At 66.7% G+C, this 25,924-nt stretch carries 30 protein-coding genes; 29 read left to right on the top strand and 1 reads right to left on the bottom strand.

What is annotated here, in order from left to right; genetic code table 11:
* Nucleotides 1-667 precede the first annotated feature (667 nt).
* The 26 genes from AC1DW0_RS26800 (at nucleotide 668) to AC1DW0_RS26675 (ending at nucleotide 20,852) form a co-directional block, all read left to right on the top strand.
* Nucleotides 668-1,315, top strand: a complete 648-nt coding sequence (locus tag AC1DW0_RS26800) for a tetratricopeptide repeat protein (protein WP_477949068.1) — start codon at nucleotides 668-670, stop codon at nucleotides 1,313-1,315.
* Between the two features lie 296 nt (nucleotides 1,316-1,611).
* Nucleotides 1,612-1,878: a flagellar biosynthesis protein FliQ gene (gene fliQ, locus AC1DW0_RS26795; protein WP_457323196.1), complete on the top strand. Its 267-nt coding sequence runs from the start codon at nucleotides 1,612-1,614 to the stop codon at nucleotides 1,876-1,878.
* A 5-nt stretch (nucleotides 1,879-1,883) separates the two neighbouring features.
* The gene (locus tag AC1DW0_RS26790) at nucleotides 1,884-2,642 is read left to right on the top strand and encodes a flagellar biosynthetic protein FliR (RefSeq protein ID WP_457323195.1); all 759 of its coding nucleotides are present in this window, start codon (nucleotides 1,884-1,886) and stop codon (nucleotides 2,640-2,642) included.
* The gene (locus AC1DW0_RS26785) at nucleotides 2,639-3,727 is read left to right on the top strand and encodes an EscU/YscU/HrcU family type III secretion system export apparatus switch protein (protein WP_477949066.1); all 1,089 of its coding nucleotides are present in this window, start codon (nucleotides 2,639-2,641) and stop codon (nucleotides 3,725-3,727) included. Before AC1DW0_RS26790 ends, AC1DW0_RS26785 begins: the two co-directional genes overlap by 4 nt.
* The gene (locus AC1DW0_RS26780) at nucleotides 3,724-5,766 is read left to right on the top strand and encodes a flagellar biosynthesis protein FlhA (RefSeq protein WP_477949064.1); all 2,043 of its coding nucleotides are present in this window, start codon (nucleotides 3,724-3,726) and stop codon (nucleotides 5,764-5,766) included. The genes AC1DW0_RS26785 and AC1DW0_RS26780 overlap by 4 nt, the downstream gene beginning before the upstream one ends.
* A complete protein-coding gene (locus AC1DW0_RS26775; protein WP_477949062.1) occupies nucleotides 5,763-6,470 on the top strand; it encodes a flagellar hook-basal body complex protein in 708 nt (235 codons plus the stop codon). The genes AC1DW0_RS26780 and AC1DW0_RS26775 overlap by 4 nt, the downstream gene beginning before the upstream one ends.
* Nucleotides 6,467-7,228: a flagellar hook-basal body protein gene (locus AC1DW0_RS26770; RefSeq protein WP_477949060.1), complete on the top strand. Its 762-nt coding sequence runs from the start codon at nucleotides 6,467-6,469 to the stop codon at nucleotides 7,226-7,228. The genes AC1DW0_RS26775 and AC1DW0_RS26770 overlap by 4 nt, the downstream gene beginning before the upstream one ends.
* Entirely contained in the window at nucleotides 7,225-7,911 is a 687-nt protein-coding gene (locus AC1DW0_RS26765) for a flagella basal body P-ring formation protein FlgA (protein WP_477949058.1), read from the top strand. Before AC1DW0_RS26770 ends, AC1DW0_RS26765 begins: the two co-directional genes overlap by 4 nt.
* The gene (locus AC1DW0_RS26760) at nucleotides 7,908-8,579 is read left to right on the top strand and encodes a flagellar basal body L-ring protein FlgH (RefSeq protein ID WP_477949056.1); all 672 of its coding nucleotides are present in this window, start codon (nucleotides 7,908-7,910) and stop codon (nucleotides 8,577-8,579) included. The genes AC1DW0_RS26765 and AC1DW0_RS26760 overlap by 4 nt, the downstream gene beginning before the upstream one ends.
* A 1-nt stretch (nucleotide 8,580) precedes the next feature.
* Nucleotides 8,581-9,687 (top strand): flagellar basal body P-ring protein FlgI, encoded by a 1,107-nt coding sequence (locus tag AC1DW0_RS26755; protein WP_477949054.1) that lies wholly within the window; start codon nucleotides 8,581-8,583, stop codon nucleotides 9,685-9,687.
* 15 nt (nucleotides 9,688-9,702) lie between these two features.
* Nucleotides 9,703-10,062 carry a flagellar basal body rod protein FlgB gene (locus AC1DW0_RS26750; RefSeq protein ID WP_457391243.1) on the top strand — a complete coding sequence of 120 codons (360 nt, stop codon included), beginning with the start codon at nucleotides 9,703-9,705 and terminating at the stop codon, nucleotides 10,060-10,062.
* Nucleotides 10,062-10,493 (top strand): flagellar basal body rod protein FlgC, encoded by a 432-nt coding sequence (locus AC1DW0_RS26745; protein WP_457323201.1) that lies wholly within the window; start codon nucleotides 10,062-10,064, stop codon nucleotides 10,491-10,493. The genes AC1DW0_RS26750 and AC1DW0_RS26745 overlap by 1 nt, the downstream gene beginning before the upstream one ends.
* Complete coding sequence (fliE, locus tag AC1DW0_RS26740) at nucleotides 10,490-10,795, top strand: flagellar hook-basal body complex protein FliE (RefSeq protein ID WP_457323202.1); 306 nt, start codon at nucleotides 10,490-10,492, stop codon at nucleotides 10,793-10,795. The genes AC1DW0_RS26745 and fliE overlap by 4 nt, the downstream gene beginning before the upstream one ends.
* A gap of 4 nt (nucleotides 10,796-10,799) precedes the next feature.
* Nucleotides 10,800-12,248 (top strand): flagellar basal-body MS-ring/collar protein FliF, encoded by a 1,449-nt coding sequence (fliF, locus tag AC1DW0_RS26735; protein WP_477949051.1) that lies wholly within the window; start codon nucleotides 10,800-10,802, stop codon nucleotides 12,246-12,248.
* Nucleotides 12,245-12,700 carry a hypothetical protein gene (locus AC1DW0_RS26730; RefSeq protein WP_477949049.1) on the top strand — a complete coding sequence of 152 codons (456 nt, stop codon included), beginning with the start codon at nucleotides 12,245-12,247 and terminating at the stop codon, nucleotides 12,698-12,700. The genes fliF and AC1DW0_RS26730 overlap by 4 nt, the downstream gene beginning before the upstream one ends.
* An 11-nt stretch (nucleotides 12,701-12,711) precedes the next feature.
* A complete protein-coding gene (locus tag AC1DW0_RS26725; protein WP_477949047.1) occupies nucleotides 12,712-13,413 on the top strand; it encodes a FliH/SctL family protein in 702 nt (233 codons plus the stop codon).
* 39 nt (nucleotides 13,414-13,452) lie between these two features.
* Nucleotides 13,453-14,727, top strand: a complete 1,275-nt coding sequence (locus AC1DW0_RS26720; protein WP_477949045.1) for a FliI/YscN family ATPase — start codon at nucleotides 13,453-13,455, stop codon at nucleotides 14,725-14,727.
* Nucleotides 14,724-15,257 (top strand): hypothetical protein, encoded by a 534-nt coding sequence (locus tag AC1DW0_RS26715; protein WP_457323207.1) that lies wholly within the window; start codon nucleotides 14,724-14,726, stop codon nucleotides 15,255-15,257. The genes AC1DW0_RS26720 and AC1DW0_RS26715 overlap by 4 nt, the downstream gene beginning before the upstream one ends.
* A gap of 1 nt (nucleotide 15,258) precedes the next feature.
* Nucleotides 15,259-16,458 carry a hypothetical protein gene (locus AC1DW0_RS26710; RefSeq protein WP_477949043.1) on the top strand — a complete coding sequence of 400 codons (1,200 nt, stop codon included), beginning with the start codon at nucleotides 15,259-15,261 and terminating at the stop codon, nucleotides 16,456-16,458.
* Nucleotides 16,448-16,834 (top strand): flagellar hook assembly protein FlgD, encoded by a 387-nt coding sequence (locus tag AC1DW0_RS26705; RefSeq protein ID WP_457323209.1) that lies wholly within the window; start codon nucleotides 16,448-16,450, stop codon nucleotides 16,832-16,834. The genes AC1DW0_RS26710 and AC1DW0_RS26705 overlap by 11 nt, the downstream gene beginning before the upstream one ends.
* Nucleotides 16,835-16,854: 20 nt before the next feature.
* Nucleotides 16,855-18,048 carry a flagellar basal-body rod protein FlgF gene (gene flgF / locus AC1DW0_RS26700; protein WP_477949041.1) on the top strand — a complete coding sequence of 398 codons (1,194 nt, stop codon included), beginning with the start codon at nucleotides 16,855-16,857 and terminating at the stop codon, nucleotides 18,046-18,048.
* A complete protein-coding gene (locus tag AC1DW0_RS26695) occupies nucleotides 18,045-18,758 on the top strand; it encodes a FliM/FliN family flagellar motor switch protein (RefSeq protein WP_477949039.1) in 714 nt (237 codons plus the stop codon). Before flgF ends, AC1DW0_RS26695 begins: the two co-directional genes overlap by 4 nt.
* A gap of 16 nt (nucleotides 18,759-18,774) precedes the next feature.
* Nucleotides 18,775-19,089 (top strand): FliM/FliN family flagellar motor switch protein, encoded by a 315-nt coding sequence (locus AC1DW0_RS26690; RefSeq protein ID WP_477949037.1) that lies wholly within the window; start codon nucleotides 18,775-18,777, stop codon nucleotides 19,087-19,089.
* The gene (locus tag AC1DW0_RS26685) at nucleotides 19,086-19,421 is read left to right on the top strand and encodes a flagellar biosynthetic protein FliO (RefSeq protein WP_457391258.1); all 336 of its coding nucleotides are present in this window, start codon (nucleotides 19,086-19,088) and stop codon (nucleotides 19,419-19,421) included. The genes AC1DW0_RS26690 and AC1DW0_RS26685 overlap by 4 nt, the downstream gene beginning before the upstream one ends.
* Nucleotides 19,418-20,158, top strand: a complete 741-nt coding sequence (fliP, locus tag AC1DW0_RS26680) for a flagellar type III secretion system pore protein FliP (RefSeq protein WP_457323214.1) — start codon at nucleotides 19,418-19,420, stop codon at nucleotides 20,156-20,158. The genes AC1DW0_RS26685 and fliP overlap by 4 nt, the downstream gene beginning before the upstream one ends.
* On the top strand, nucleotides 20,112-20,852 hold the full coding sequence (locus AC1DW0_RS26675; protein ID WP_477949035.1) for a sigma-70 family RNA polymerase sigma factor: 741 nt from the start codon (nucleotides 20,112-20,114) through the stop codon (nucleotides 20,850-20,852). Before fliP ends, AC1DW0_RS26675 begins: the two co-directional genes overlap by 47 nt.
* 103 nt (nucleotides 20,853-20,955) lie before the next feature.
* On the opposite strand, the gene AC1DW0_RS26670 is transcribed toward AC1DW0_RS26675, so the two are convergent.
* Entirely contained in the window at nucleotides 20,956-21,561 is a 606-nt protein-coding gene (locus AC1DW0_RS26670) for a hypothetical protein (RefSeq protein WP_477949033.1), read from the bottom strand.
* A gap of 102 nt (nucleotides 21,562-21,663) precedes the next feature.
* Between AC1DW0_RS26670 and AC1DW0_RS26665 the strand changes: the two genes are divergently transcribed.
* Genes AC1DW0_RS26665 through AC1DW0_RS26655 form a run of 3 tightly spaced genes read left to right on the top strand, consistent with a single transcriptional unit; the run spans nucleotide 21,664 to nucleotide 25,878 of the window.
* A complete protein-coding gene (locus AC1DW0_RS26665) occupies nucleotides 21,664-22,551 on the top strand; it encodes a LysR substrate-binding domain-containing protein (protein ID WP_477949031.1) in 888 nt (295 codons plus the stop codon).
* A 52-nt stretch (nucleotides 22,552-22,603) separates the two neighbouring features.
* A complete protein-coding gene (locus AC1DW0_RS26660) occupies nucleotides 22,604-23,500 on the top strand; it encodes an HpcH/HpaI aldolase/citrate lyase family protein (RefSeq protein WP_477949029.1) in 897 nt (298 codons plus the stop codon).
* A complete protein-coding gene (locus AC1DW0_RS26655) occupies nucleotides 23,497-25,878 on the top strand; it encodes a sodium:solute symporter family protein (RefSeq protein WP_477949027.1) in 2,382 nt (793 codons plus the stop codon). The genes AC1DW0_RS26660 and AC1DW0_RS26655 overlap by 4 nt, the downstream gene beginning before the upstream one ends.
* Nucleotides 25,879-25,924: the final 46 nt, after the last annotated feature.

Below are 25,924 nucleotides of genomic sequence, written 5' to 3'. Positions count from 1 at the left end.
CCTTGGAGGTTCGAATTGAAGCAGGACAAATCAGCAGGCCTGCAATTGACGCCGGATACCTTGGGCTGTACTGCGAGAGGCCGGTTGACGAGAAGCCGCGTTCTTGACGGCTGGTTCAGGTGGCCGCGCGAATTGCTTGGCCAGCCGCTGCCGCAGGACAGCGGTCAGTCCCGGCCGGCGCCGGGGCTGACCCGAAGGAGCGCCTGCCCCAGCAGGCCGACGCAGGGCCGGGGGAGCCGTCATCCTCGAAGCCCCGGTCCAAGGGGCTGGTGCGGCCCCAGCCGCACGAGGGTGACGGGACCGCATCTTTGCCGACGAAACCGACCGCGATCGCTTCCACTCATTGCGGGGCGCGACGGCCGCGCACAGGTCTTGTGGCTACGTGCCCGTGGTCGCCACGCGCGACACGCTCCAACCCCATCTGGCTCGCGCTGCGGGCGCTGCGAACTCCTTCAACTCCAGGGTGGGATCGACGCGGGCAGGCATTCAGGTCTCATGGTTGTTCCAACCCCAATTCGGCCTTGCCCGCGCCGTCCCTTCTGCGAGCGCTGCCCGGCACTCCAACGCATGCTGACGCGGCCCACCCCTCATTCAGGGCGTCCGGCGATGACGCTCGATCGCCGCACAATCTCGCGCCTAGCTTCAGCCTCAACCGCCCCCGCTCTCCATGTCGGACGTTTTCCTCAACTTGACCCAAGCCGAACTCCTCGCCTTGGCCCTGGACGCTTCCCGCCGCAAAGACGCAGGGCACGCACTGGCTTATCTGAAGGAAGCCGCCAGCCGTGCCGACGTCTCGGCCAGGGCGCTGTTCATGCTGGGCAGCGAGTACGCCCAGATCGGCCTGGTGCAGGAGGCCAAGGCCAGCATGGCCAGGGCCGTGGAGCGAGGAGCGGACTTCCCGCTGGCGCGGTTCCAACTCGGCATGCTGCATGTGACGACCCAGGAGCATGAGGCTGCCAAGGCGGTCTGGCAGCCGCTGGCCGAGTTGGGAGAGCGGCACCCGCAGGCCTATCTGGCGACGTTCGAGCGCGGCATGCGGCATCTCATCGCTGACGAGTTCGATGCGGCGATCCAGGTCCTGGGTGAAGGGGTCGCCAAAAACCAGGAGAACGCGCCGCTGAACGCGGAGATGCGCCGCATCATCGATGCCATCGAACACCTGCCGGGCCGTGTGAACCCGCCCTTGGCAAGTGCAACACCGGCGTCCGCCGAAACGCCACCCGCGCCGGTTGCTGAAGTGCAAGGCCCAGAAGCGGACTCGGACCCGAGCCATCTCTTCATTTCGGCCTATACCCAGAGCGGCAAGCCACACTGACACCCGCTAAGGGCTGACAGCTTCGGCTGGAAATTCGAGTCGCTCAGAGCGTCGGCGGAGCTGCCGGCATCCACGCGCAACCCCTCCTCGCAGGCACGGCGTTCGCGTAACCGTTTACATGGTGTGAACCCGCGGCATACCCACCCCCTGCCTAGGTGCCCGCCCCCTGAAGCACGGGGCCCTAACCGCTAAATCGAACGCGGATTCGCCGGAACAATCGCGCCTCGCAAGATCGGCAAAACAAAACCGCCGACGTACGAAAAACAAGCGGGGCACGCTTTGGGGAGGGTGGCGCTGTGACGCCAGATGTTTCGCTGCAGCTATTCGCGCAGCTGATGTGGAAGGCCGTGATGGTCTCCGCGCCGCTGCTGTTGACCGTCTTGATCGTGGGTTTGGGCGTGAGCATCTTCCAGGTGGTCACGCAGATCCAGGAGATGTCGCTCACCTTCATCCCCAAGCTGCTGGCCAGCGTGGCGGTGCTGGTGCTGGCGGGACCGTGGATGCTGGGCCAGTTGGTGGCCTACAGCAGCGCCCTGATCCGCGCGATTCCCCGACTGGTGTAACGGCAATGCCCTGGATCGACCCCGCTTGGGCGGTGGCCGTGCTCCTGTTGTGGGCGCGGCTCGGCGCCCTGTTGACCCTGAGCCCGCTGGCTCAGGCCGTCAAAGCGCCGCCCATCTTCTGGGTGCTGTTCACGCTCGCGCTGTCTGGCAGCTTATGTGCCGCACTCGGCTTGCGCACTGCGGTGCCGGCGGGGTTGGGCGGGCTATTCCTGTTGTTGCTGAGTGAAGCCGCCTTGGGCGCGCTCCTTGGCCTGTCCTTGCATGCCGCCTTTGCCGCACTCGCCATGGCGGGGCGCCTGCTGGACTTGCAGATGGGCTTTGGCATGGCGACGGTGCTGGACCCCGTGACGCGCGCCAACGTGCCCGTGATGGGCGTCGCGCTGACCCTGGTGGGCATGAGCGTGTTCTTCGGTGTCGACGGGCACCATGCGCTGCTGCGTGGCATCGCGCAGGTGGCGCAATGGGTGCCACCTGGCGCGCTTTGGCGCTTGCCCGATGCCTCGGCCCTGGCGCGCGCCATGGGTGCGATGTTCAGCATGACGGTCGTCCTGGTCGCGCCTGCGATGTTCATGCTGCTGCTGATCGAGCTGGTGCTGGACTTCGTTTCTCGGGTGCTGCCGCAGATGAATGTGCTGTTCATCGGCATGCCGGTGAAAGCTCTGGTGGGTCTGTCGACTCTTGCCATTGCAGCGCCTGGTATGGCGCCTGCGCTCAGGAAGCTCTACGCCGGCGTGTTCGACTTCTGGCAAGTGGTGCAACCATGAGCCGAGAGCAGGACCTCGACCGCAATGAGCAGGCCACGCCTCACAAGCTCGACGAGGCGCGCAAGCGCGGCCAGGTGGCGCGCAGCCAGGACGCAGCGAGCTTTGCGGTGCTGGTCACGGCGATGCTGGCCTGCTACGCCATGCTGTCGCCGGCCGTCAAAGGGCTGGCCGGGCTGTTGGCGCGCGGGTTGGCGTCGGCACCCAGCCTGATGGACGATCCCGCCGCTGCCTCGCAACTGATCGGGAAAGAGCTGCACGAAGCCATGCTCGTGCTGGCGCCTCTGCTGTTCGCGGTGGCCGTCGTGGCGCTGATGGCAGGGCTGCTTCAAAGCGGTGGGCTGGTGTTCTCGTCGTCGCCGATCACGCCGGACTTCACGCGGCTGAACCCGGCGCAGGGCTTCAAGAAGCTGTTCTCGATGCGCGTGGTCTATGAGGCTTTCAAGAGCACGTTCAAGCTGGCGGCGCTGATCGGCACGGCCTATCTGGCGCTCCAGGCCTTGATGCCGGGCGCCTTGAAGCTGCTGGGGCTGCCGGGCAAGGCGCTGCTCTTCCGTGTGATGGAGTCCTCCGGCGGCCTGATGGCCAAGCTGTGCGCGGTGCTGCTCGTTTTCGTGCTGGTGGACCTGCTGTTCGTGCGTTGGGACTTCCTGCGCAACCTGCGCATGAGCAAGCGCGAGATCGAGGACGAGCACAAGAACCGCGAAGGTGACCCGCGCATCCGCAACCGCCAGCGCGAAATCCGCATGCAGTTCCTGAAGGCCGCCAGCTCGGTGCGCAAGGTGCCCGATGCGCAGGTGGTCGTCACCAACCCCACGCACGTGGCCGTGGCGCTCCGCTACGAGCATGGCGTGACGCCTGCGCCGCTGGTCGTGGCCAAGGGCGCGGGCATGTTGGCGCGGCAGATCCGCCGCGCCGCCAACAAGGCCGGCGTGCCCATCGTGCACAGCCCGCGCCTGGCCCGGGCCCTCTACAAGGAGGTGCCGCAGGATGCCTATGTGCCGGAGCAGTGGTACCCGCCGGTGGCGCGCATCCTGGTGTGGCTGCGCAGCCTGCGCGAAGCCCGCAACGGCATGAGGCCGGCATGAACAGCTTGCGCCAGGCGTTCGGCCGCCATTCCGACGTGTTGCTCGTCGTGCTGGTGCTGGGTGTGCTCACGATACTGTTCGCGCCCATCCCCGCGGGCCTGCTGGACTTCCTGATCCTGGCCAACGTCGGCTTCGCGCTGACGCTGCTGATGCTGACCTTCTACATGCATCGGCCGGTGGAGTTCTCGACCTTCCCGTCGCTGCTGCTGATCGCCACGCTGTTCCGGCTGTCTCTGAACGTCGCCGCCACGCGCCTGATCCTGACGGACGCTGGCGCCGGCCAGGTGATTGGGGCGGTGGGCTCCTATGTCGTCGCGGGCAACTTCGTCATTGGCCTGATCGTCTTCCTGATCCTGGTCGTCGTGCAGTACGTCGTCGTGACCAGTGGCGCGCAGCGTGTGTCGGAGGTGGCGGCGCGCTTCACGCTGGACAGCATGCCCGGCCAGCAGATGAGCATCGATGCCGACCTGAACATGGGCTTCATCGACCAGGCCGAAGCTCAAGCGCGCCGCAAGACGCTGGAGCGCCAGGCAGCCTTCTACGGTGCCATGGACGGCGCCAGCAAGTTCGTCAAGGGCGATGCCGTGGCCGGCATCATCATCCTGCTCATCAACATCGTCGGCGGCCTCGTCATCGGCGTGATGCAGCGCGGCATGGGCTGGAGCGAGGCGCTGCAGACCTTCACGCTGCTGACCGTGGGCGACGGCATCGTCACGCAGATTCCGGCGCTGGTCATTTCAGTCGGCACCGGCATCATCGTCACCCGCTCGGCCTCGGACAGCAACCTCAGCGGCGAGGTGCTCAAGCAGCTCACCAGCTTCCCAAAGGCGATCTGGCTGGTAGTGGGCGCGTTGATGGTGCTGTTGATGCTGCCGGGCATTCCCGCGCTGCCCGTGCTCACGGTGGCGGCTGTCCTTGCTCTGCTGGCCCTGATGGCCGGCCTTCGCGACCGCGACGCCAATGAGGCAGCAGCCGACACCTCGACAGAAGAACAGCCCAAGGGCGACGATCTGGTGCCGCGGGTCCATCCGGTCGAGGTGCGCATCGGCAGCGCGCTTTCCACGTTGGCCCAAGGCGAGGAATCGGCCTTCATGCAGCGCATCGCCGCGCTGCGCAAGCAGTTCGCCCAGGACTTCGGGCTGCTGCTGCCCGCTGTGCGCTTCATCAACGAAGCCCGCCTGGCGGCGAACGCCTACGAGCTGGCCATCTATGGCGTGGTCTATGGCCGCGGCGAGTTGCATGAGGACAAGCTGCTGGCCATCCATCCCAGCGGCGATACCAAGCACCTCAAGGGCATCGAGACGCGGGAGCCGACCTACGGGCTGCCGGCCGTGTGGATCGAAGAAAGTGAGCGCGAGAAGGCGCGCGCGGCGCGCTACACGCTGGTCGATACGCCCACGGTCTTCGTCACCCATCTGAGCGAGACGGTGCGCCAGCATTGCGCCAACCTGGTCACGCGTGCCGAGACGGACCGCCTGCTCAATCGGGTCAGAGAGGCCCAACCGGGCCTGGTCGAAGAACTGGTGCCCACGGTGCTGGGCGTCGTCGATGTGCAGAAGGTCTTCCAAGCCCTGCTGCGCGAAAAGGTCAGCCTGGTGCAGGTCGAGGGCATCATCGAGACGCTGGCCGACGCGGGCCGGGGCACCAAGGATGCGGCACTGCTCACTGAAGCGGTACGACAGCGGCTCGGGGCGTCGATCTGCCAGCAGCTCATGGGCGAGGCCCAGGCCCTGCACGTGCTGACGCTCGACCCGACCGTGGAGCAACGCCTGCGCCAGGGCACGCAGGACGCCACGCCGACCGACCCCCGTTTTGTCGAGCAGTTGCTGGCGCGGGCCATCGTGCTGGCCGAGCAGATGGTGCGCAGCAACTTGCTGCCCGTGCTGCTCTGCGCACCTGACCTGCGGCGCCATCTGCGCAGCCTCACGGAGCGTGCGCTGCCGCATATGCGCATCCTGGCAGTCACCGAGGTGCCCAACCTGATCTCGCTCAAGGCCTTTGGCAGCCTCAACCTGCCAGCCAACGAAAGCTCTACATGAACGCCATGGAAATTGCTGCTATCGGCTTGCAGCACGACCTGGATCGGCTCAAGCTGACCAGCCACAACGTCGCCAATCTTTCCACGCCAGGCTACAAGCGCCAGGTCGCGGTACAGATGCCGTTCGCCGACCTGATGAGCGCAACGAGCGAACTGCAAGTGCAGACAGACGCCCGCACAGGCAAGCTCAATGCGACCGGCCAGGCGCTGGATGTTGCCCTGCCGGACGGGCGCTATCTGCTGCTCGATGCCGATGACGGCAGCCAGGCATTGAGCCGCCAAGGCACGCTTCAGATCGACGCGCAAGGGCTGCTGCGCACGCTGGCAGGCCACAAGGTCATGGGCACCCGCGGAGCGATCAGTCTGCGCGCGGACCAACGCGCCGGCTTGGAGATCGATGCCCAGGGCCAGCTCAAGCAGCAGGGCCAGGTGCTCGACGCGCTGCGACTCATCGGCACCAAGGCCAATGTGGCCCTGCGTCCCTTGGGTGACGGGCTCTATGCCGCGGACAACAGCCAATGGGAAGCCGAGTCTGCAGCGATTGGCGTGCGCAGCGGGCACCTGGAGCAATCCAACGTTGTCCCCAGCCAGGAGATGGTGACCTTGATGAGCACCACCCGCCACGCCGAAACCATGGTGCGCCTGTTCCAGGCCGCCGACGACATGCAGGCGACCGCGATCCGTCGCTTCGGGGAGAACACATGAACGACGCCCTCTACATCGCCGCGACGGGGATGAAGGCCCAGACGGCCCAGCTCGACACGATTGCAAACAACGTCGCGAATGCCAGCACACCGGGCTTCAAGCGCAGCAACCTGCGCTTTGGCGACCTGGTCAGCGCCGGCCTCGATGGCCAGCAGTCGGCCGAGGTTTCGACGGTGTCGGCCGGCGTCAAGATCGGCGCCGTGCAGCGCTCCTTCGTGGCGGGCGAGCTGCGCCGCGTCGACGACACGATGTCCGTCGCCGTCCAGGGTGACGGCTTCCTTGAGGTGCAACTGCCCGACGGCAGCCCGGCGTTCACGCGCAGTGCCCGGCTTGAGATCAACGCCGACCGGTTGCTGGCGGCGTCTGAGGGCTTTGTGCTGCGCCAGCACATCCATGTGCCCACCGACGTTCGCAGCTTCAGCATTGGCGAAGACGGCCAGGTCACGGGGCGTGATGACGCCGGCCGCATCACGACCTTGGGGCGCATCGAGCTGGCCGTGTTCGCCAGCCCCTCCGCGCTGACGCCGACCGGCGAGGGCCTGTGGCGAGCCAGTGCGGGTTCAGGCGAGGCCACGTTGGCACCTCCCGGCGAAGCCGGAGCAGGGCGCGTGAAGCAGGGCTATCAGGAGGCATCCAACGTCCAGCTGGTGGAAGAGATGGTGCAGCTGATGGTGGCCCAACGCGCCTACGAAATGAACGTCAAGGTCATGCAGGCGGCCGATGAGATCGCCGGCATGACCAACAACCTGCGCAAATGAACCGCGCCGTCGTCCTTGCGATCTGCGGCATGACCCTTGCCGCTTGCGCTCAGGCCAATCCCTTGTGCGATGTGGCCGAGGCAGGCCTGCAGCGGTTTGCCCAAGCCCGCGGCCTGGCTGCCGACATGCGCTGCCGCGCCTCGGTGGGCCAACCCTTGCCGGCCGACGCTTCGTTGAGCGCCATGGACTGGCCCAAGGGGCAGGTGCCGCGCAGCGGGGCCTTGACCTGGCCCGTGCGTGTGCAGGTCGGCCAGGGGCGTTCCTATGTCCAGCAGGTGCCGTTGTCCGTGGCCTGGACGGCGCCGGCCTGGGTCGGTGTGCGCAATCTGGAGCCGGGAGCCGAACTTCAGCCGGGCGATCTGGAGTTGCAGTCGCGGCGCTGGCCCGAGGGAATGGCCGTGCAGGCCGCGGATGCGCAGGCCCAACCGCAGGGGCGACTGCGCAGCGCCGTGCGAGCCGGAGACATCCTGACCGCGGTCGCTTTGCTGCCTGCCGGCGCGCTGGTGCGGGGCGACCGCGTCACCGCCGTTCTGGCGCAGGGTGCGATGGAGATTCGTATGCCCGCGCAGCTGTTGGCACCCAGTCGCGTTGGTGAAGTTGCGAGAGCGCAGGCAACCGGCCGCACCACGCCGCTTGAAGGGCGGCTGGTCGATGCGCAAACCTTGATGGTGGTGAGCGAATGAAGATCCTTTTCGCCGCCTTGGCCTTGTTCTGCGCCGGGGCATGTGCCGACCAGTTCGATGCCCCGGCGCCCCAGGCTGAGAGCGTGGCCGCGCTGCCAGCAGCGGCATCGGCCAGCCCGGTCGCGCCAGCGGGGCCGGCGCCACGCCCGCGAGCACGGGGCAGCTTGTATTCCGACGCGCAGTTCCAGTCGCTCACCGCCGACCGGCGTCGCTTCGAGGTCGGCGAAGTGCTGACGATCATGGTCTACGAAAGCACGTCGGCCACGACGTCGGCCGATACCGGCACGAACCGCGATTCCAGCGTGGGCCTCGGCATCAGCCTGCCCAGCTGGAACAAGAGCGCGGGTGCCACGGCCAGCAACGACTTCAACGGCACCGGCCGCACGCAGCGTGCCGGCCGTGTGCTGGCGCAGATCACGGTGCTGGTTCGGGAGGTTTTGCCCAACGGCGACCTGCGTGTGGGGGGCGAGCAGCTGCTCGAGATCAATGGCGAGAAGCAGACGATCCGCGCCGAGGGCCGCGTGCGCCCGCGTGATGTCAGCGAGCAGAACGTCGTGCTGTCGAGCCGGCTGGCCGACGCCAGGCTGGCTTTCGTGGGCGACGGCGTGCTCGGCGACATGCAGCGCCCACGCTGGTGGCAGAAGCTGCTGAGCCTCTTCGGGATTTGACATGCGTGCGGCGATCTTTCTTTGCCTTGCTCTTGCTGCCGTGCTGCCCGCCCAGGCACAGTCTGTGCGGCTCAAGGACCTTGCTCGCGTCGGTGCCCAGCGCGAGAACGCCCTGGTGGGCTATGGCGTGGTGACCGGCCTGTCCGGGTCGGGCGACAGTTCGCGCAGCAAGGCGACGCGCGTCACGCTGTCCAACCTGCTGAATCGGTTCGATCTCAACATTGCGTCGGATGACATCGCCAGCCGCAACGTCGCGGTCGTGATGGTCACCGCGAGCCTGCCAGCCTTTGCCCGCCCGGGGGACCACGTCGACGTCTCGGTGAGCTCCGTGGGCGATGCGCGCAGCCTCGAGGGCGGCACCTTGCTGATGGCTCCGCTCAAGGGCGCGGACGGCCGTGTCTATGTGCTGGCCCAGGGAGCGATGACGGTGGGCGGCTTCCGGCACGACGCGCAAGGCAACCAGGTGCAGAAGAACCACCCGACGGCCGGGCTCATCAGCGGCGGCGGCACGGTCGAAGTGGCATTGCAGGAGGAGCCAGAAGCTCAGCCCGTGCTTTCGCTGGTGCTGAACCAGGCCGACTTCGGCACCGCCGGCCGCATGGCGGACCGCATCAACGAGAGCTTTGGTGCCGAGCTGGCTGAGGTGCGCGATGCCGGCGCCGTCGAAGTGCAGGTCCCGCGCGGCTATCGCGCCAAGGTGCCTGCCTTCGTGCGGCAGATCGAAGCGCTGGCCGTCGAGCCGGACCATCACGCGCGTGTCGTCATCAACGAGCGCACCGGCACCCTCGTCGCCGGTGGCGATGTGCGCATTTCGCCGGTGGCCGTCGTCGTGGGCGAGACCAAGGTGACCGTCACCGCCGAAACCGCGGTGTCCCAGCCCATGCTTTTGCGTGCGCCCGGCGCGGGCGTCAGGACCGAGGTCTATACGAACAGCCAGCTGCGGGTGCAGGAGCCGGTGGCACCCAAGTTCGTACCGGCCGGGCCGACACGGGTGTCCGATTTGGTTCAGTTGCTGGCCAAAGGCAAGACGGCGCCGCGCGACATGATTTCCATTCTTCAGGCGATCAAGGCGGCGGGTGCCCTGCATGCCGAGTTGATCGTTCAGTAAACCCAGGGAGCACTCTTGAACTTCATTGACCCTGCCACCTTGCAACTGGTGAGCCGTGCCCTGGATGCCGGCGCGATGAGGCACCAGGCCATTGCGCAGAACATCGCGAACGCCAACGTCACTGGCGCCAAGGCCCTGCGTGTGCAGTTCGAAGAGCTGCTCGGCGACGTCCAGACCGAACTGGCGGCGGGCCGCGGCTTCAAGGCCGAGAACGTTCCGGCGCCACAGGTTGTGGCCACGACTGACAGCGCTATCGCACTCGATGCCGAGATGGCTGCGCTGTCAAGCAACAGCTTGCAGTACCAGGCGCTCCTGAAGGCCATGGGCCGGCAGCTGAGCATCCTTTCCGTGGCCGTGCAGGAGGGTCGTCGCTGATGGACTACCGCGCCGTATTTCAGATTGCCGCCGCCGGCATGGACTTCGAGAAGCGCCGCGTCGATGTCGCCGCGCTCAATCTCGCGAACATGCACAGCAGTGCGCCCGCCGGTCAGGCGCCCTATGCGGTTCAAAAGGTTGTCGCCCAACCCCTGCAGGTGAACTTCAATCGCGCGCTGGGGCTTGCCGAGCCTGCGGTGCTGCCACGCGAAGTCAAGCTTGTTGCGGCGGATCTGGCTGCTCGCCTGGTGCATGACCCAGGGCATCCCCATGCCAATGCACAGGGGTTCGTGGCCTACGCCCCGGTCGATCAGGCCACCGAAATGGTCAGCGTGAGCACGGCGCTGCGGGCCTACGAAGCGAACGTGGCGGTGGCGAGTACCGCCAGGGCCATGGCCGCCAAGGCGCTGGATCTGGGAGGCCAGGGATGAGCTTTCAAGCGATCGAGGCCCTTGAGGCCATTCAGCCCCAGGCGCTGCAGACGCCGCAAGTTGGCGTCACGGGTGCTGCGGCACCGGGCTTTGCAAACTGGGTGGAGCGGGAGCTTGGCAGCCTGAACACGCAACTGGTCAGCGCTGAGCAAGGCATCAACAAGCTGGCGTCGGGCACGGCCGAAAACCTGCACGACGTGATGTTGCAACTGGAGCAGGCCCGGTTGGCGCTTCAAGTCGCCAGTCAGGTGCGGTCCCGAGTGTTGGAGGCGTATCAAGAAGTGATGCGCATGCAGGTGTAATTTGATGGCAACGCAATCTCGAACCGCGATGTTGGGCGGTTTCTTCGCTGGATGGTCGGCCCGCAAGAAGCTGGGCTTTGGCCTGGGCTTGGCAGCCATCCTTGCAATCGTCCTGGCTTTTGCATGGTGGGCCCAGCGCGCACCCAAGGCGGTCTTGTTCTCCGACCTGGCCGAGCGTGACGCGGCGGTGCTGACCGCCGAGCTGGACAAGCTCAAGCAACCCTACAGCCTGAGCGAGGATGGCCGCGCCATCCTCGTCGCGGCGGACAGCGTGCACCGCACGCGGCTGGCGGTGATGGGCAAGCAGCTGCCGTTGCATGGCGCCGTGGGGTTCGAGCTCTTCAACAACGCTGATTTCGGCGTCAGCGACTTTGTGCAGAAGGTCAACTACCAGCGCGCGCTGCAGGGTGAGTTGACGAGAACCATCCTCGCCATCGACCAGGTCCAGGACGCCCGGATTCACCTGGCGCTGCCTGATCAGACCCTGTTTCGCAAGGACGGCCCCAAGGCCAAGGCGTCGGTCAGCGTGTCTCTCAAGGGCGGCCAGTCCCTGCGTGCCGATCAGGTCGTGGGCATCCAACGCCTGATTGCGGCGTCTGTGCCTGAAATCAAGCCTGATGACGTCACGGTGCTGGACCAGCACGGTGTCGTGTTGTCGAAGGCCGGTGGTGAGGACACGACCCAGGCAGCCGGCCAGCTCGATGCGCGCCAGGGCCTGGAAGCGCATCTCTCGCGCAAGGCGGCGCGCCTGCTCGACCAGATGTTCCAGCCTGGCGAAGCGATGGTCGCGGTGGACGTGGTGCTCAATCACGAACAGTCGCGCGTGACGACGGAAGAAGTCTTGGGCGCGCCGCAAGGCGAGCGCGGAGGTCATCTCGCGGGTGTCATCACGCGTGAACGCACCGTGGTCAAGGAGCCTGCTGGCGACGCGAACGCGAATGGCGGCGCTTCCACGCAGGTGCAGACCCAGGAGACCGACTACCAGCCTGGCAAGCGCGTGGCTCAAACGGTGTCGCAGGGCGGCCAGATCTCGCGTCTCAACGTGGCGGTCGTGGTCAGGCGCAATCTGGGAGAAGCTGAGATTGCGCGCGTGCGCCAACTTGTCGCGACGGCCGTGGGCCTCCAACCTTCGCGTGGCGACGTGGTGGCGGTGCATTCGATGGCCGAACTGGGAGCGGCCGCATCTGTGCCGGTTGCGGCGGCCAGCCAGGTAGCTGTCACCACGCCCCAACCGCTCACTCCGCGCGCGCGTTCCAGCGAGCCTGTCGCCGAGCGGGCAGCGGCGCCAGTGGCGGTGGTTCTCACCGTCATGCTGGCCTTGACGCTGGTTGTCGTCGGCGTGCTGTGGTGGACCCGGCGTGCGCCGAAGGCTGCTGTCGGGCCCTCGCTCAGCGAGCGTGAGCGCGAGGCCATGCTGGCCAAGCTGAAGCAATGGCTGGAACCGCAGGCATGAACCTGGATTCGGACACTCCTGCAGGCTTGCGCCGCGCCGCGCTGGCCCTGCATGCGCTTGGCCAAGCGGATCGCGAATGGCTGCTGAATCAGCTGCCGGTGCCGTCTCGGCAGACGCTGGGCGAGCTTCTGGCCGAGTTGAGCGAGCTGGGCATACCGCCCGATGACGAGGTGATCCGGGTTGCGCTGAGCGAGGCTGCGCCGGACCATCCGATGTCGACGGGCGAGGCGCGAGCCCTTTGCTTGGTACTTGCAGACGAGGCCCCCGCGGTGCAGAGCCTGCTCCTCGCCGCACTGCCCGTGCCGCAACGGGACGCCGTCCTGCAGCATTGGCCTCATGAACTCCTGGCTCGCCCCAGTGCTGTCGCCGGGCCTGGCTGGACGCCCGCACTCCATGAGGCTGTGATGCAAAGCTGGCGTGAGCTGGCGCAGCTGCCGGAGGCCGCGTCGTGAAGGCCGTATCAGTGCTGAAGGCCGGCCACGCAATGGATGCCCTTGCGTCACGCGTCATCTTGCGCGGCGAGACGACGCAACCCGTCGAGCAGCCCACCGAGCCAGGCGTCTGGATCAGCCAGTCCGAGCTGGAGCTGCTGAAGACGCGTTGCATGGAGCAAGGCCGCAAGGAAGGCGAAGAGCAGGGCCGCCGGGCGGCTCAGCAGGCCGCGCAGCAACAGGCGGAGCGCGAGGCCAAGGCGCGGTTCGACCTGGAGCTCAAGGAGCGCCAGGACCGGCATGTCAAGGAACAGGCCGAGAAATGGCGGGGCCTGGCGACTGCCCTGGCCGGCCAGGCGCAGACGCTGCGTGAGCGGCTGGCGGCGGAGGTCACCGAGTGGACGTTCATCGCCATCGCACGCCTGCTGGGGCAGCAGGCGCCTGAAGACGTTGCCGCTGTCGTGCGGCGAGTCCTCGATGAGGCGCAGGTGGAGGGGCTCCTGACCGTCTTGCTGCATGCGCAGGACCTGGCCGGCCTCCAGGCCTGCCGGGCGACCGAAGCGGAAAACTGGCCGCAGGGATTGAGCTTCGCGGCCTCCGACCGCGTCAGCCTGGGCGGGTGCCTGATTCAATCCGACCTCCAGACTCTGGATGCGCGCCTTGAGGTGCAGCTCGCCCTGTTGCGCGAGACCCTGGACACTGCCCGGCGCGAACGCGCCGGGACCAAAGGCTGAGCTGTGTCTACCTGGCCCCAAGCGCTCGCTCGACTGCCGATGTACAGGCGCGTGGGACGGGTCACGCGCGTGACGGACCTCGGCGTCGAATCCTCGGGTCCGGCGGTGGCCCTTGGCGATATTTGCGAGCTGCGCACGCCTGAGGGCGACCGCATCGAGGCCGAGGTTGTCGCCATCCACGACCAACGTGTGACGCTGATGCCGTATGGGCACTGCAAGGGTTTGATCGTCGGAACCGAAGTGCTTGCTTTGGACGCTCAGCCCAGCGTGCATGTCGGCCCAGGCTTGCTGGGCCGAGTGGTCGACGCTTTTGCTCGCCCGCTGGAAATAGTTCCGGTGGGGCCAACGCTGGAGATGCCGCTACATCCGCCTCCCCTCAACCCGCTTGCCCGCGCCCCTATCAGCGAATCGCTGGAGACGGGCATCCGTGCCATCGACGCCATGCTGCCGCTGGGCAAGGGCCAGCGCATGGGCATCTTCGCGGGCAGCGGCGTTGGCAAGAGCTCCCTGCTGGGCATGCTGGCGCGCAACCTGACGGCGGATGTCGCCGTGATCGCTTTGATCGGCGAGCGTGGTCGCGAAGTGCAGGATTTCATCGAGAAGCGGCTCAGCCCCGAGGCGCTGGCGCGTACGGTGATCGTTGTCGCGACTGCCGAGCAACCCGCGGTCGTGCGTGCTCGCGCCGCGCAAACCGCGACCAGCATTGCCGAGTACTTCCGGGCCGAGGGACGGCATGTGTTGTTGATGATGGATTCGATCACCCGCTTCGCCATGGCCAGGCGCGAGATCGACCTCGCGGCAGGTCAGCCCCCTACCGCACGCGGCTACACGCCGTCGGTGTTCTCCGCAATTCCCTCTCTGTGCGAGCGCTGCGGCGGCCTGCAGGGAATGGGATCGATCACCGCGCTGTACACCGTGCTGGTGGAAGGCGACGACATGAATGAGCCCGTCGCGGATGCGCTGCGGGCCACGCTGGACGGGCACATCGTTCTGAGCCGCGAACTGGCCAGTGGTGGCCACTACCCGGCCATCGACGTCCTGAGCAGCGTCAGCCGCCTCGACGCGGATCTGCTGGACGCTGGTGATCACGAACTGGCTCAGCAGCTTCGCTCGCTGCTCGCGGTCCACAAGCGTCAGCATGAAATGGTGGACATGGGCCTGTACAAGGCCGGCAGCAATCCATCGTTGGATCACGCGCTTCAGAACTGGGACCGCATCAACGGTTTCCTGCGACAGGCGACGGCAGCCCGCTCCACCCTTCAAGAAACGCGCACGGCATTGGCTCATGCGCTCGCCAGGCAGGCCGCCTCATGAAGCCGCGCAAGACTTGGCTTCATACCGCGGTCCGGGCTCACCAGGCCAAGACCCTGGATCACCTCCAGCGCACCCGGCATGCATGGGACGAGCTGTTCGAGGCTGAGCAACTCAGGGACAGCGCGATGGGGGACCTCAAGTCGTTGCGCCAGGACTGGGCGAATCGGCGCCATGCTGCCGCCTCGAGCCGGGAAATCGATGCGGTGTACTTGCGCTTCCACGGCTTCCTGAGCGACGAGGCCGTGAAAGCCGAGCACGCTCAGCAGGCGTGTCGCGAGCAGGTGGATGCAGCGGTGGCTGAACTGAAACAAAGCCACGCCGTCCAGCGCACATTGGAAAAGATCGCCAGACAGTCGGCAGAGCAGTTGCGGCGCAGCGCGAGGGCCACCGAGCTTCAGAGCAATGCGGAAGCATGGCTGCTGGGACGGATTGCTGGCGGCGCCGCTCACGCTGAACGGAACGGGGCGGCTGGAGAGTCCTTCGACGTTGTCGACGGTAAAAAACGGAAAGCTTCTTTGTCGGAAGGTTGAAATGACTCAGATACATGGCAATGCCCCGCCGAAAGATCGGCTCGACGACAGCGCGGTCATGCAAAGGCGGCTGCTGCAGGACCTCGAACGCCAATGGTTGGACACCTGGGGACAGGCGCAGCAGCTTCAGCCCCAAGCCGGGTTCCAGATGGAGGCCTCGAACGCAGAGGCGGATTCCAGTGCCACCAGCTCCAGCGCCGCCGCTAGCGTCTCTGGCTTGGCTTCTCGCCCTGCTTCGCGTCAGGCCGGCACCCACGTTGAAGCAAAGGCCGGCACTCACGTTGAAGCGAAGGGCGGCGGCGCCCATGCAGATTACGCAGCCCCCGCCAGGATGGCGAAAGATGCAGCACGCATTTCGCAGGGCGCCGATGCCCGAACCGATGATCCCGGTTTCGCAGATGGTCCCCCGTCACGACCCGTCGCGATGGAATCACCGAGATCGGTCCACGCTCTTGGACGGCCTGGCGTCTTTGACGGCTCGCGCAGCACCGCGCTTGAGACCGCAGCAGCCATCACCGGTGCGCTGTCTGGCGCGCCGGGCCAGGGTGCCCGCACGGGGGATGGGAAGGTGGCAGACGCCAAGATCGCGGCGCCGACGGCGATCGATTCCATGCCATCGCTCGTGCAGTTTGACGCGGGCGTTGGCTCCGACATGAGCGCCTTGGAGATCAACGTCATGGCCGGCGCGGCCATCATGTCTCCCGGTCGCAACTGGGGTACGCAAACCCTGGCCGGCAGCGCTACCGCGGAAGAAGCCCCGGCATTGGCGACGGGTATGTCAACCGACGCTCGGTCGGCGCCTCTTGCTTTGCTCAGCAAAGGCCCGTCGGCCTTGCCATCTCCCATCGACGAAGGTGATGCGCAAGCTTTGGCCCGGGCGCGGCCTCGCTTTTCGGCCACCAATCCGGAGAGCGAGCCCGCGTCGCAGCACCTGATGCTGCGCGAATTGAACGAGCAGCAAGTCCTTGCGTCCATGAGAGATGCCCAACTGAACTCCCTCGAATCGCAGGTGGCGGCGCAGGAGCTTGCCAGGGCGCTGATGCAGGCCGGTTATGCGCGTGTGCAGGTTGTTGTCAACGGACACCAACGCAGGCATGGCGACGCTGCAGTGGAAGACGGCATGGCAAGCGATGGCAGCTCGTCCGCTGAGCCGGCCCCACAACAGACTTCCAACATTCAAACCACTCCCCATGGCAACTAGTACCGCCGCTGCAAACGCAGTCACTCAGATCGGCATCCAGGACTTTCTAAAGATCCTTGTCGCCCAGCTGGGCAACCAGGATCCGCTCAAGCCCATGGATAACCAGGAGTTCGTGACCCAGTTGGCGCAGTTCACATCGCTGCAGCAAACGCAGGAGATGAACGACAAGCTTGGCTCGTTGCTGACAGCACAGGCATCGATGCAGTCGGTGGGCCTGCTTGGAAAAACCGTGGATGTGACGACGGAAACCGGCGCCACATCCGGAACCGTCACCGCGCTGTCGTTCACCTCAGGAGCGCCGCGCCTCACCGTCAAAACCAGCAGCGGTGGCCTTGTCGCCGACATCAACCTGGCCAGCGTCACGGCCGTCCGTTAGACGAATCCAAAGGAATCACCATGCTCGACTCCATCTTCATCGGCACCAGCGGATTGCAGACCTTCTCTGCAGACCTCAAGGTCATCAGCAACAACATCGCGAACCTCAACACACCTGGGTTCAAGGCCAGCGACTCGCTGTTCGCTAGCCGCTATTACGCCAGTCCTGGCGACGGCTCGGGGCAGGCCACCGATGGCGCGACCCAGTTCGGCGGTGGCGTGGCGCTCAGCCACACCGTCGTGAACTTTCAGAGTGGTGAGCTCCGTCAGACGGGCAACCCGCTGGATCTGAACGTGAACGGTGAGGGGTTCTTCGTTACCCGTGAGAAGGACTCTGGCGAGGCGGTCTACACGCGTGCCGGTCAGTTTGAATTCGATCGCGACGGCGTGCTCGTCACACGCGGAACGAACAGGCAAGTGATCGGCCTGACGACCGCAAGCGCCCAGGCGCCCATCACGCTGGACGGCCTGCGCATCTACGCGCCGAAGGCGACGACGGCGGTGAAGATGACCGGCAATCTCTCGAGCAGCGCCACGGAGTTCAACCTGTCCAGCCTCAAGCTCGTGGACGCCGTCGGCGGCGAGCACACGCTCAAGGTCAACTTCACGCCCAAGGCCGGGGCGGCCGGTACCTGGGTGGTCAAGGTCACGGACGGGACCACCGATGTGGCAAGCGGAGAGATTCAGTTCGTCAGCGGCATTCCGTCGCCCATTGCAAACACGCTGAGCTTCACCTATACGCCCCCGGGCGTGGCCGGGACGAGCGTCACCCTCGATTTTTCGGGCAACGTCACCAGCTTCGATACCGGCTCCTCGTCGACCTTGGCCATTGGCAGCAGTGACGGCTATGCCGTAGGCACGCTCAGCCAGATCGCTTTCGAGGCCGACGGCACGATGAGCCTGACCTACTCGAACGGCCAGACTGCGAAAGGCTCCAAGGTCGCGCTGGCCAGGTTCGATGCCAACGCGGAGCTCAAGCCCCAAGGCGGCAGCGACTTCACCTACGACTCCCGGCAGGGCGTGCATGTCGGGCAGGCGAATCAGGCCGGCTTCGGCAGCATCGGCTCCAACCAGATCGAAGGCTCCAACGTCGACCTCGCGACCGAGTTCTCGGACCTCATCGTTGCCCAGCGCGGCTATCAGGCGTCTTCCCGGATCGTCTCGACGGCCAACGAGCTGCTGCAGGATCTCTTCGACATGAAGGGTCACCGTTGAGCACTGTTCGTCGCCTCTCCTGGCTGCCTGAGGCGATCTGCCAAGAGATCGCCAAGGAGGTGGACGGCCTGCTGTCGAGCTGGGCGGTCAGGTGGAACGTTCCTGCGCCGGGGCCGGTGCAATGCCGGCCGGTTGCCGCTGGCGCCACGGATGCGCTCGACTTTGTCGATCTGTTGGGCGAGCTGCCTCCGGCGTGGAAGCAGTCCCTGGCTCAGGCACTCTTCAGCTTCGACGCCCATGGATCGCCGCTGGTCGGCGTAGTCGTCCAGCGTGTGATCGCCTCATTGCAGCTTCAGGTCCGTGAGGTATTTGGGGTAAAGCCGGCGGCCGCAGAGGAGCATGGGCCCTTGGGTGACCAAGGCATTCGCATCGCGGTTGACATGCTCGGCCAACGCTGTGGATTTGTAATGACATGCGCGCAGTTGCGAGCGTCCGGGAGGCTGAAGTCGCCGGCGCCTGAGGCATTGCCCAAAGTGAACCTCGAACAAGCTCTCGCCGATACGCCTGTGCCCCTGATGGCCGAGCTGGGCAAAGCAGACATCAACGTCGAGGAGTTGATGCAGCTCGCGCCCGGTGATGTCCTGCTGCTGAAAGAGTCGCTTGATGCGCCGCTTCGTGTCCTGGCGCTCGGCAGCTCGCTTGAACTGTCCGGCCATCTCGGCACGATCGCCAACCCGCCCCAGCGTGCCTTGCGCTGGCTGGCTTCCTGATCTGGTTCCTACTGCCATGACGATCCAATCCGTTGAACTTCCCGCGCTTGCAGAGCAGCCCGGCTCCCAATCCGCCGCTCCCAGCCAGCGCCTTGCCGCCCTGGCAGGCGTCAAGGCCCAGCTGACCGTGGTTGCTGGTCATGCCAGCAGCAAGGTGGGCGAGATTCTTTCTCTGCGGGAGGGCGCGGTGCTGACGCTCGACCGAGCCCTCAATGCGCCCTTTGACGTGATGCTGGGCGGCAACGTGATCGCCCGGGGCGAGCTGGTCGCCGTGGGCGAGCAGTTCGGCATCCGCATCGTGCAGGTCGCACCCCACGAATCCCAGTCATGAACCCTCCGGGCACTTCAGCCAGCGCGGCCATTCCCTTCCGGGTAGCCGAGGACACAGGGCTTCCAAGCGGCTCCCAATGGGGTCTGGCGACCATGCTCTGCCTCGTTGCGCTCGTGGTGATCATCTGGGGCCTGCGTCGCCGCAGCCTGGTGTCGAAGGCATGGCCGCGAGGTCGGTCGACGTTGATTGATGTGCTGGAGAGCCGGAGCCTGAGCGGGCAGACCCAGCTCGTCGTCACGCGCTATGCCGGGAGGCGCCTGTTGCTCAGCGTCGGTCCTGCAGGGACGCAATGCCTGCGCGACGACCCAGAGGACGAGGTAAAGCAGGCATGAAGTTGCATCGTTTGTTCGCGGCGAGCCTGCTGCTCACTGCCGGCGTGGCATGGGCTGCGGGTACACCACCTTCGCCTTGGAACCTGGCCGAACAAGGGGCACAGTCTCCGGAGATGGCCTCGGCCCTGCGCATCTTCCTGGGGCTCACGGCACTCAGCTTCATTCCTGCTGCGCTGATTTGCATGACCTGCTTCGTGCGCATCGTCGTCGTGCTGTCCATGCTGCGCCATGCCATCGGGTTGATGGAGTCGCCGCCGAACGTCGTCATCATCACCCTGGCGCTGTTCCTGACGCTGTTCTCCATGCAGCCGGTGCTGCAGCGGCTCAACGACGAGGCGGTGCAGCCCTATCTTGCCGGCAAGGCCAAGATGGCGGTCGCCGCCGAGCGCGGCATCGAACCGCTGAAGGAGTTCATGGTCAGGCAGACCCGCGAGCAGGATCTTGGCCTGATGATCGAACTGGCCAAAGCCGAACGGCCCCAGAGCCTGGCCGATGTCAGCATGCTGCACCTCATCCCGGCCTTCATGCTGTCCGAGTTGCGCATGGCCTTTCAAATCGGCTTCATCATCTTCCTGCCCTTCCTGCTCATCGACCTCATCGTCGCGAGCGTGCTGATGGCACTGGGCATGATGATGGTGCCTCCGACCACCGTATCGGTGCCCCTCAAGCTGCTGCTGTTTGTGCTGATCGATGGCTGGAACATCGTCACCCGTTCCCTCCTCGGCACCATCCACTGAGCACGCTGCGAGCTGGGCCAGCCGCCAGTCTCCTGCGGAGCGAGCCAGGCTGGTGGATGCCTACACGCCCCTCGTCCGGCGCCTGGCCGCGCGCGTCTATGCGCGCAGGCTGGGCAACGAATTGGAGTTCGCAGACCTCGTGCAACTGGGTGTCGTGGGCCTGCTTGAGGCGATTGATCGCTACACGCCCGCACGTGGCGTGCGCTTCGAGACGTTTGCCACCTATCGAATCGAGGGGGCCATCCTCAATGGCCTGCCCAGCTACAGCGAATTCCAGCGGCAGTTTGCCGCCCGCCACGACCAGGCGCGAGAGCGAGCGGAGTCTTTGCGCCAAGAAGATGCCGAGGAAGATAGATCCGCGCTTGAGCGGCTGGGCGACCTAGCGATCGGGTTGGCTCTGGGTTTTGCACTTGAGGGCGAGTACGAGCAAGCGGGTGAGCCGGGTGAGCCCGATAACGCGTATGCACGTATTGAGTTTGCTCAACTGAGCCGGCAACTGGCCGAACTTGTCGAGCAGCTACCCGAGGCGGAACGGCGAGTGATCTTCAGACACTACTTCCAACAGCAGCCCTTCGACGAAATTGCACAGGGTCTCGCGCTGACCAAAGGCCGCATCTCGCAGATCCACCACGCTGCATTGCGACGACTGCGTGAGCGTTTGCGCGAGCTCAAGGCAGGCAATGTGTTGGGCTGATACCGAGTCGCCTTGATGCATCTGACGCTCAGCAGCCCCGAAGCCCTGGGCCTGCTGATGAGTGGTCGACTGTGTCGGACCGCGGGCTTGTCTTCCGGGGAATTCAGGACCGCCGCGGCCGTCCCTGGTCGCAGAGCCGGGCCGGATCTGCGCGCGTGAACTCGGCGGTCCAGTTGGTCTCCCAGGTCTTGCCGTCGTAGGAGAAGGCCTGCGCCCAGCGGGCGTGGTCGCGGTCCAGGTTCTCCCAGATGAAGCGCACCTTGACCGGTTTGTCGCCGTCCTTGTCTTCGCCATAGAACTCACCGCGGCCGCCCTGAAAGCCGCCGACGACGGGGATGGGATCGAGCCGACCCGACGGGCTGCTGACCCAGTAGATGGACCACTGGCGCTTTTGCGTGTCAAAGGCCCGCAGCGTCAGGCCACGGCGGCCCAGCGTGGGCATGTGGAGCTCGTCGACGTTGGCGATGCCGTCCAGATAGTGCGTCAGGCACAGGTTGGCCGGGAACTCCTCCCAGTCGCGGCTGCCGGTGTTGCGCGCCTTCAGGCGGCGCTGCACCGTGGTCCAGGCGCCGCCGAGGAAGTCGAAGTCGTGCATGTCGCCCTGGCGCGCCAGCGTGTAGCCGGGCGGGTCGGCAGCGGCTGCAGGAGTGCATGCCAGCGCGGTGAGCATCGCAAAGGCGGCGAGGTTTTGAGTCGATGATGTGGGCATGTGGCGGTCTCTTGCTGGTTGGAAACCCAGTCTAGGAATCTCTCCGGTGCCGCTCAAAACGATGAATCCTGCGCTTGATGTGAAGCCGCTCTTCAAATGGCCATGAACTCGCCCGCGCTGCCGCTTGAGTCGCTGCGCGTGCTTGCGGCCTGCGTGCGACATGGCAATTTCTCGCGCGCGGCCGACGAGCTGGCGATCACGCCGACCGCGGTCAGCCAGCGCATGCGCGCGCTCGAAGTTCAGCTGGGTGTCAAGCTCTTCGGCCGCCACGGCCCCAGGCTCATCGTGACGGCGCGCGCCGCGGCGCTGGCGGCCGGTGTGGAACAGGCGCTGGCGCTGATGCGCACGGCTGTCGACGCCTGCCGCCGCGCGCGGCCGCCGCTGCGCGTGACTTGCGCGCCCACCTTCGCTGCCTGCTGGCTGGTGCCGCGCCTGGCCAGCTACCAGGTGCTGGCCGGAGCAGACGCGATCGAGCTGGACGCCGGCCAGGGCTTGTCACCGGCCGGCAGCTTCGATGTCGCCGTCCGCAGCGGCAGCGGGCCCTGGCCCGGCTATCGCGCCACCCAGCTGCTGCCCGAGCAAGGCACGCCCATGCTCAGCCCGCGGCTGGCAGGGCAGAACAAGAGCTGGACGGTGGACGACCTGCTCGGCCTGCCACTGATCCCCGACCCGCGCTGGCCCGCCTGGTTCCAGGCGGCAGGCCGGCCTGGCGCGCGACCGAACTTTGTCGCGACGCGCTTTCCGAACTACGAGCTGGAGGCGCGGGCCGCCGTGCAGGGGCTGGGCGTTGCGCTGCTGTCGCCGGTGCTGTTCGGCGATCTGTGCGAGCGCGGCGAGCTGCTCGCGCCCTTTGCCACGCTGGTTCAAGGCCCCGACAGCTATTGGCTGCTGGCGCCCGCCGAGGCGCCGCCGTCGCATTTCGAGCAGTGGCTGGCGGCCCAGCTCGCCGCCGCTGCGCCGCCGCCGGGCGCAAGCAAAACTATCGTTTGAAGATGCCGGACAGCAGGTTTGGTTTGGGGTCTGTTAGCCCACACTGCCGGCCATGTTCAGCCCACCTTCCGCCGCCTCCTCGCGCGGCTTTCGCAGCAAGCTCTTCGTGCCCGGTGCGCGCCCGGAGCTGTTCGACAAGGCCTTGAGTGGCGCGGCCGATGCACTGTCCTTCGACCTGGAAGATGCCGTCCTGCCTGAGGCCAAGCAGCGGGCGCGCGCCGACGTTGCCGGGGCCCTGGCGCGCGCGGCGGCCCTGCGGCACCGGCCCCTCGTCATCGTGCGCGTCAATGCGCCGGGCACGCCCTGGTTCGAGGACGACCTGCGGGCGCTGATGCAGCCGGGCCTGGACTGGATCAACCTGCCCAAGGCCGAGTCGGCCGCCGACGTGCTGCACGCCGCCAAGCTGCTCGGCGACCTGGAGGCTGCCGCGAACCGCGCCACGCCGGTCGGCCTGCTCGTCAACATCGAAAGCGCCACCGCTCTGGCGCGTGCCGCCGACATCGGCGCCGCCCATCCATGCGTCACCGGCCTGCAACTCGGCCTGGCCGACCTCTACGAGCCCCTGGGCATCGCCCGTCACGACGGCGCCAATGTGCATGCAACGCTGCACGCGCTGCGCATGGGGGCGGCCGCTGCCGGCGTGCCGGCCTATGACGGCGCCTACCCGGACATCGCCGACCTCGACGGCTTTCGCGCCGAGGCTCAGATGGCGCGGCGCCTGGGCTTTGCCGGCAAGAGCTGCGTCCATCCGCGCCAGGTCGCGCTGGCCAACGAGGTCTTCGGTGCCAGCCCCGATGAGCTGGCCTGGGCCGAGCGCGTCGTCGCCGCGGCCGGTCAGGCCGCGGCCGAGGGTCGTGGCGTCGTCGTGCTGGATGGCCGCATGATCGATGCTCCTTTTGTCCAGCGTGCGCGCCATCTGCTGCAAGCTTCCCGCGGAGTGACCCCTTGACCGACCGATTCCTGGCCTGGGGCCGGCCGTTCTTCGTGTTGCTGCTGCTCGCCCTGCTGGCCGGCGCGGCGCGCGCCGACAGCCTCGTCAACCTGCGCCGCTCGGCGCTGCCAGCCTTGCCTGCGACCGCCCAGGTGCTGGCCGCCGTCGATGGCCGCGCGGTCGCCTTCAGCGGTGATGGCGCCTGGCTGCTGGACGTGGACGCGGCACGCTGGAGGCCGCAGGCCTGGACGCAACCGGTACTGGGCGCGGCGACGGCGGCAGGCCAGTCCGTGCTGCTGCTGGGCACAGCAGGCCAGACCACCGGCGTGGCCCGGCTGACGCTGCAGCAGCAGCGCCTGGTGCCGCAAGCCTTGCCGGCCCTGCCAACTCCCCTGCGCGCAGCCCGCACGGCGCTGACGGCCGACGAGCTGTGGCTGACCGGCCTGGACGGCCAGGGTCGCCCGGTGCTGCTGCAACTGCCCCTGCAAGCCGCCGATGCGCGCTGGCAGATCCATGCCGCCCGGCCTGGCGCCAACCCAGCGCGCGCCATGTTCGCGCAGACGCGCGCCGTCTTCGTCGTGGAGGAGGGCGCCACGCCCACGGCGCCCGACAGCCTGTGGCGCTGGACGCTTGAGGCCGGCTGGGAGGCGCGCGGGATGCTGCCCGGCCGCCTGGCTGGCCCCTGGGTGCGCGCAACCGGCCAGGCGCACAGCCTCTTCGTCATTCAGCCCCTGGCCGGCGGCGCGCCGCGGCTGATGAGCTGGCAGACCATCACCCAGTCCTGGGCCGAGCTGCCGGACAGCGCCTTGAGTGGCGTGGCCCAGGCCCTGCCCTGGCAGGACGGCTGGCTGTGGCTGGACGGCGCTGGCAAGGCAGCGACGCTGGAGGTCGAGTCCGGCAAGCTGCTGCTCAAGCCGCTGGACTGGGCCGTCATCGTCGTCTACCTCACCGCCATGCTCGGCATGGGCCTGTACTTCTATCTGCGCGAGAAACGCCAGTCGACGACCGAGTTCTTCGTCGGTGGCCGCAAGATCCCGTTCTGGGCCGCGGGCGTCAGCCTGTACGCGGCCAACACGAGCTCCATCAGCTACATCGCCATCCCCGCCAAGGCCTTCGAGACCAACTGGCAGTACATGACGAACAACCTCATCGCCGTGCTCGGCCTGATGTTCGTCGCCGTGTGGATCGTGCCGCTGTTGCGGCGCTTGGACCTGATGAGCGTGTTCTCCTACCTGGAGACGCGCTTTCACCCCGCCATCCGCATGCTGGCCAGCGGGCTGTTCATGCTGACCCAGCTCGGCAGCCGCATGAGCGTCATCCTCTACCTGCCGTCGCTGGCCATCGCCACCATCACCGGCGTCCCGGTGACGTGGAGCATCCTGATGATGGGCCTGTTCACCATCTGCTACACGGCGCTGGGCGGCATGAAGGCGGTGGTGTGGACCGACGTCGTGCAGCTCGTCGTCAAGATGGGCGGCGCGCTGTTCGCCATCGCCTTCATCGTCTGGTCGCTGGACGGCGGTATGGCCGAGTTCATGCGCACGGCCGCGGCCGAGAGCAAGACCCGCGTCTTCGACTTCAGCTTCGACCTCAGCAAGGCCACGGTCTGGGGCTTCCTCTTCCTGGTGCTGTTCGATGTGGTGCTGACCTTTCCCAAGGACCAGGTGCTGATGCAGCGCACGCTGTCCACCGCCAACGCCAAGGAGGCCGGCCGCTCGATCTGGGCCTTCGCGGCCATCATGATCCCCGGCGGCATCGTCTTCTACACCATCGGCACGGCGCTGTTTGTCTTCTACAAGGCCCACCCCGAGCGCATGAACCCGCTGCTCAGCATCGACGCGACCTTCCCCCTCTTCATCGCGGCTGAGCTGCCCACGGGCCTGACCGGGCTGATCATTGCCGGCATCTTTGCCGCGGCGATGGCGACGCTATCCAGCATCATCAACAGCGTGTCGACGCTGGCTTCGGTGGACTTCTACGAGAAGCTCGTGAAGAACCCCGACCCGGCCCGCAGCGTGCGCTTCGCGGAGTGGATGACGGTGGCCGCGGGCCTGCTGGGCATCGCCTTCGCGCTGCTGCTGTCGCGCTACGACATCCACTCGCTGTTCGACGTCTCCATCGAGCTGGCCGGCCTGCTCGGTGGTGGCTTCGCGGGCGCCTACACGCTGGGCATGTTCACGCGCCGCGCCAATTCGCCCGGCGTGGCCATCGGCGTCGCTGCGGCCATCCTGCTGACGACGGTGGCCTGGTATTTCAAGCTGCTGCACCCCTACCTGTATCTCGGCATGTCCATCATGCTGTGCATCGTCGTCGGCTACCTGGCCAGCCTGTTCTTCCCGGTGCCGACGCGCTCGCTGCGCGGGCTGACGATCTACCGGCAGGACGCCGTGGAGTAACCTCCCAGCCACAGGCAGCCGCCCAGAGCTGCATCAGGACACGCAC

It is taken from the genome of Roseateles sp. P4_D2, assembly GCF_056401875.1.
Note: the sequence above shows the minus strand (reverse complement) of the source record. Positions and strands in the feature narration are given on the sequence as shown.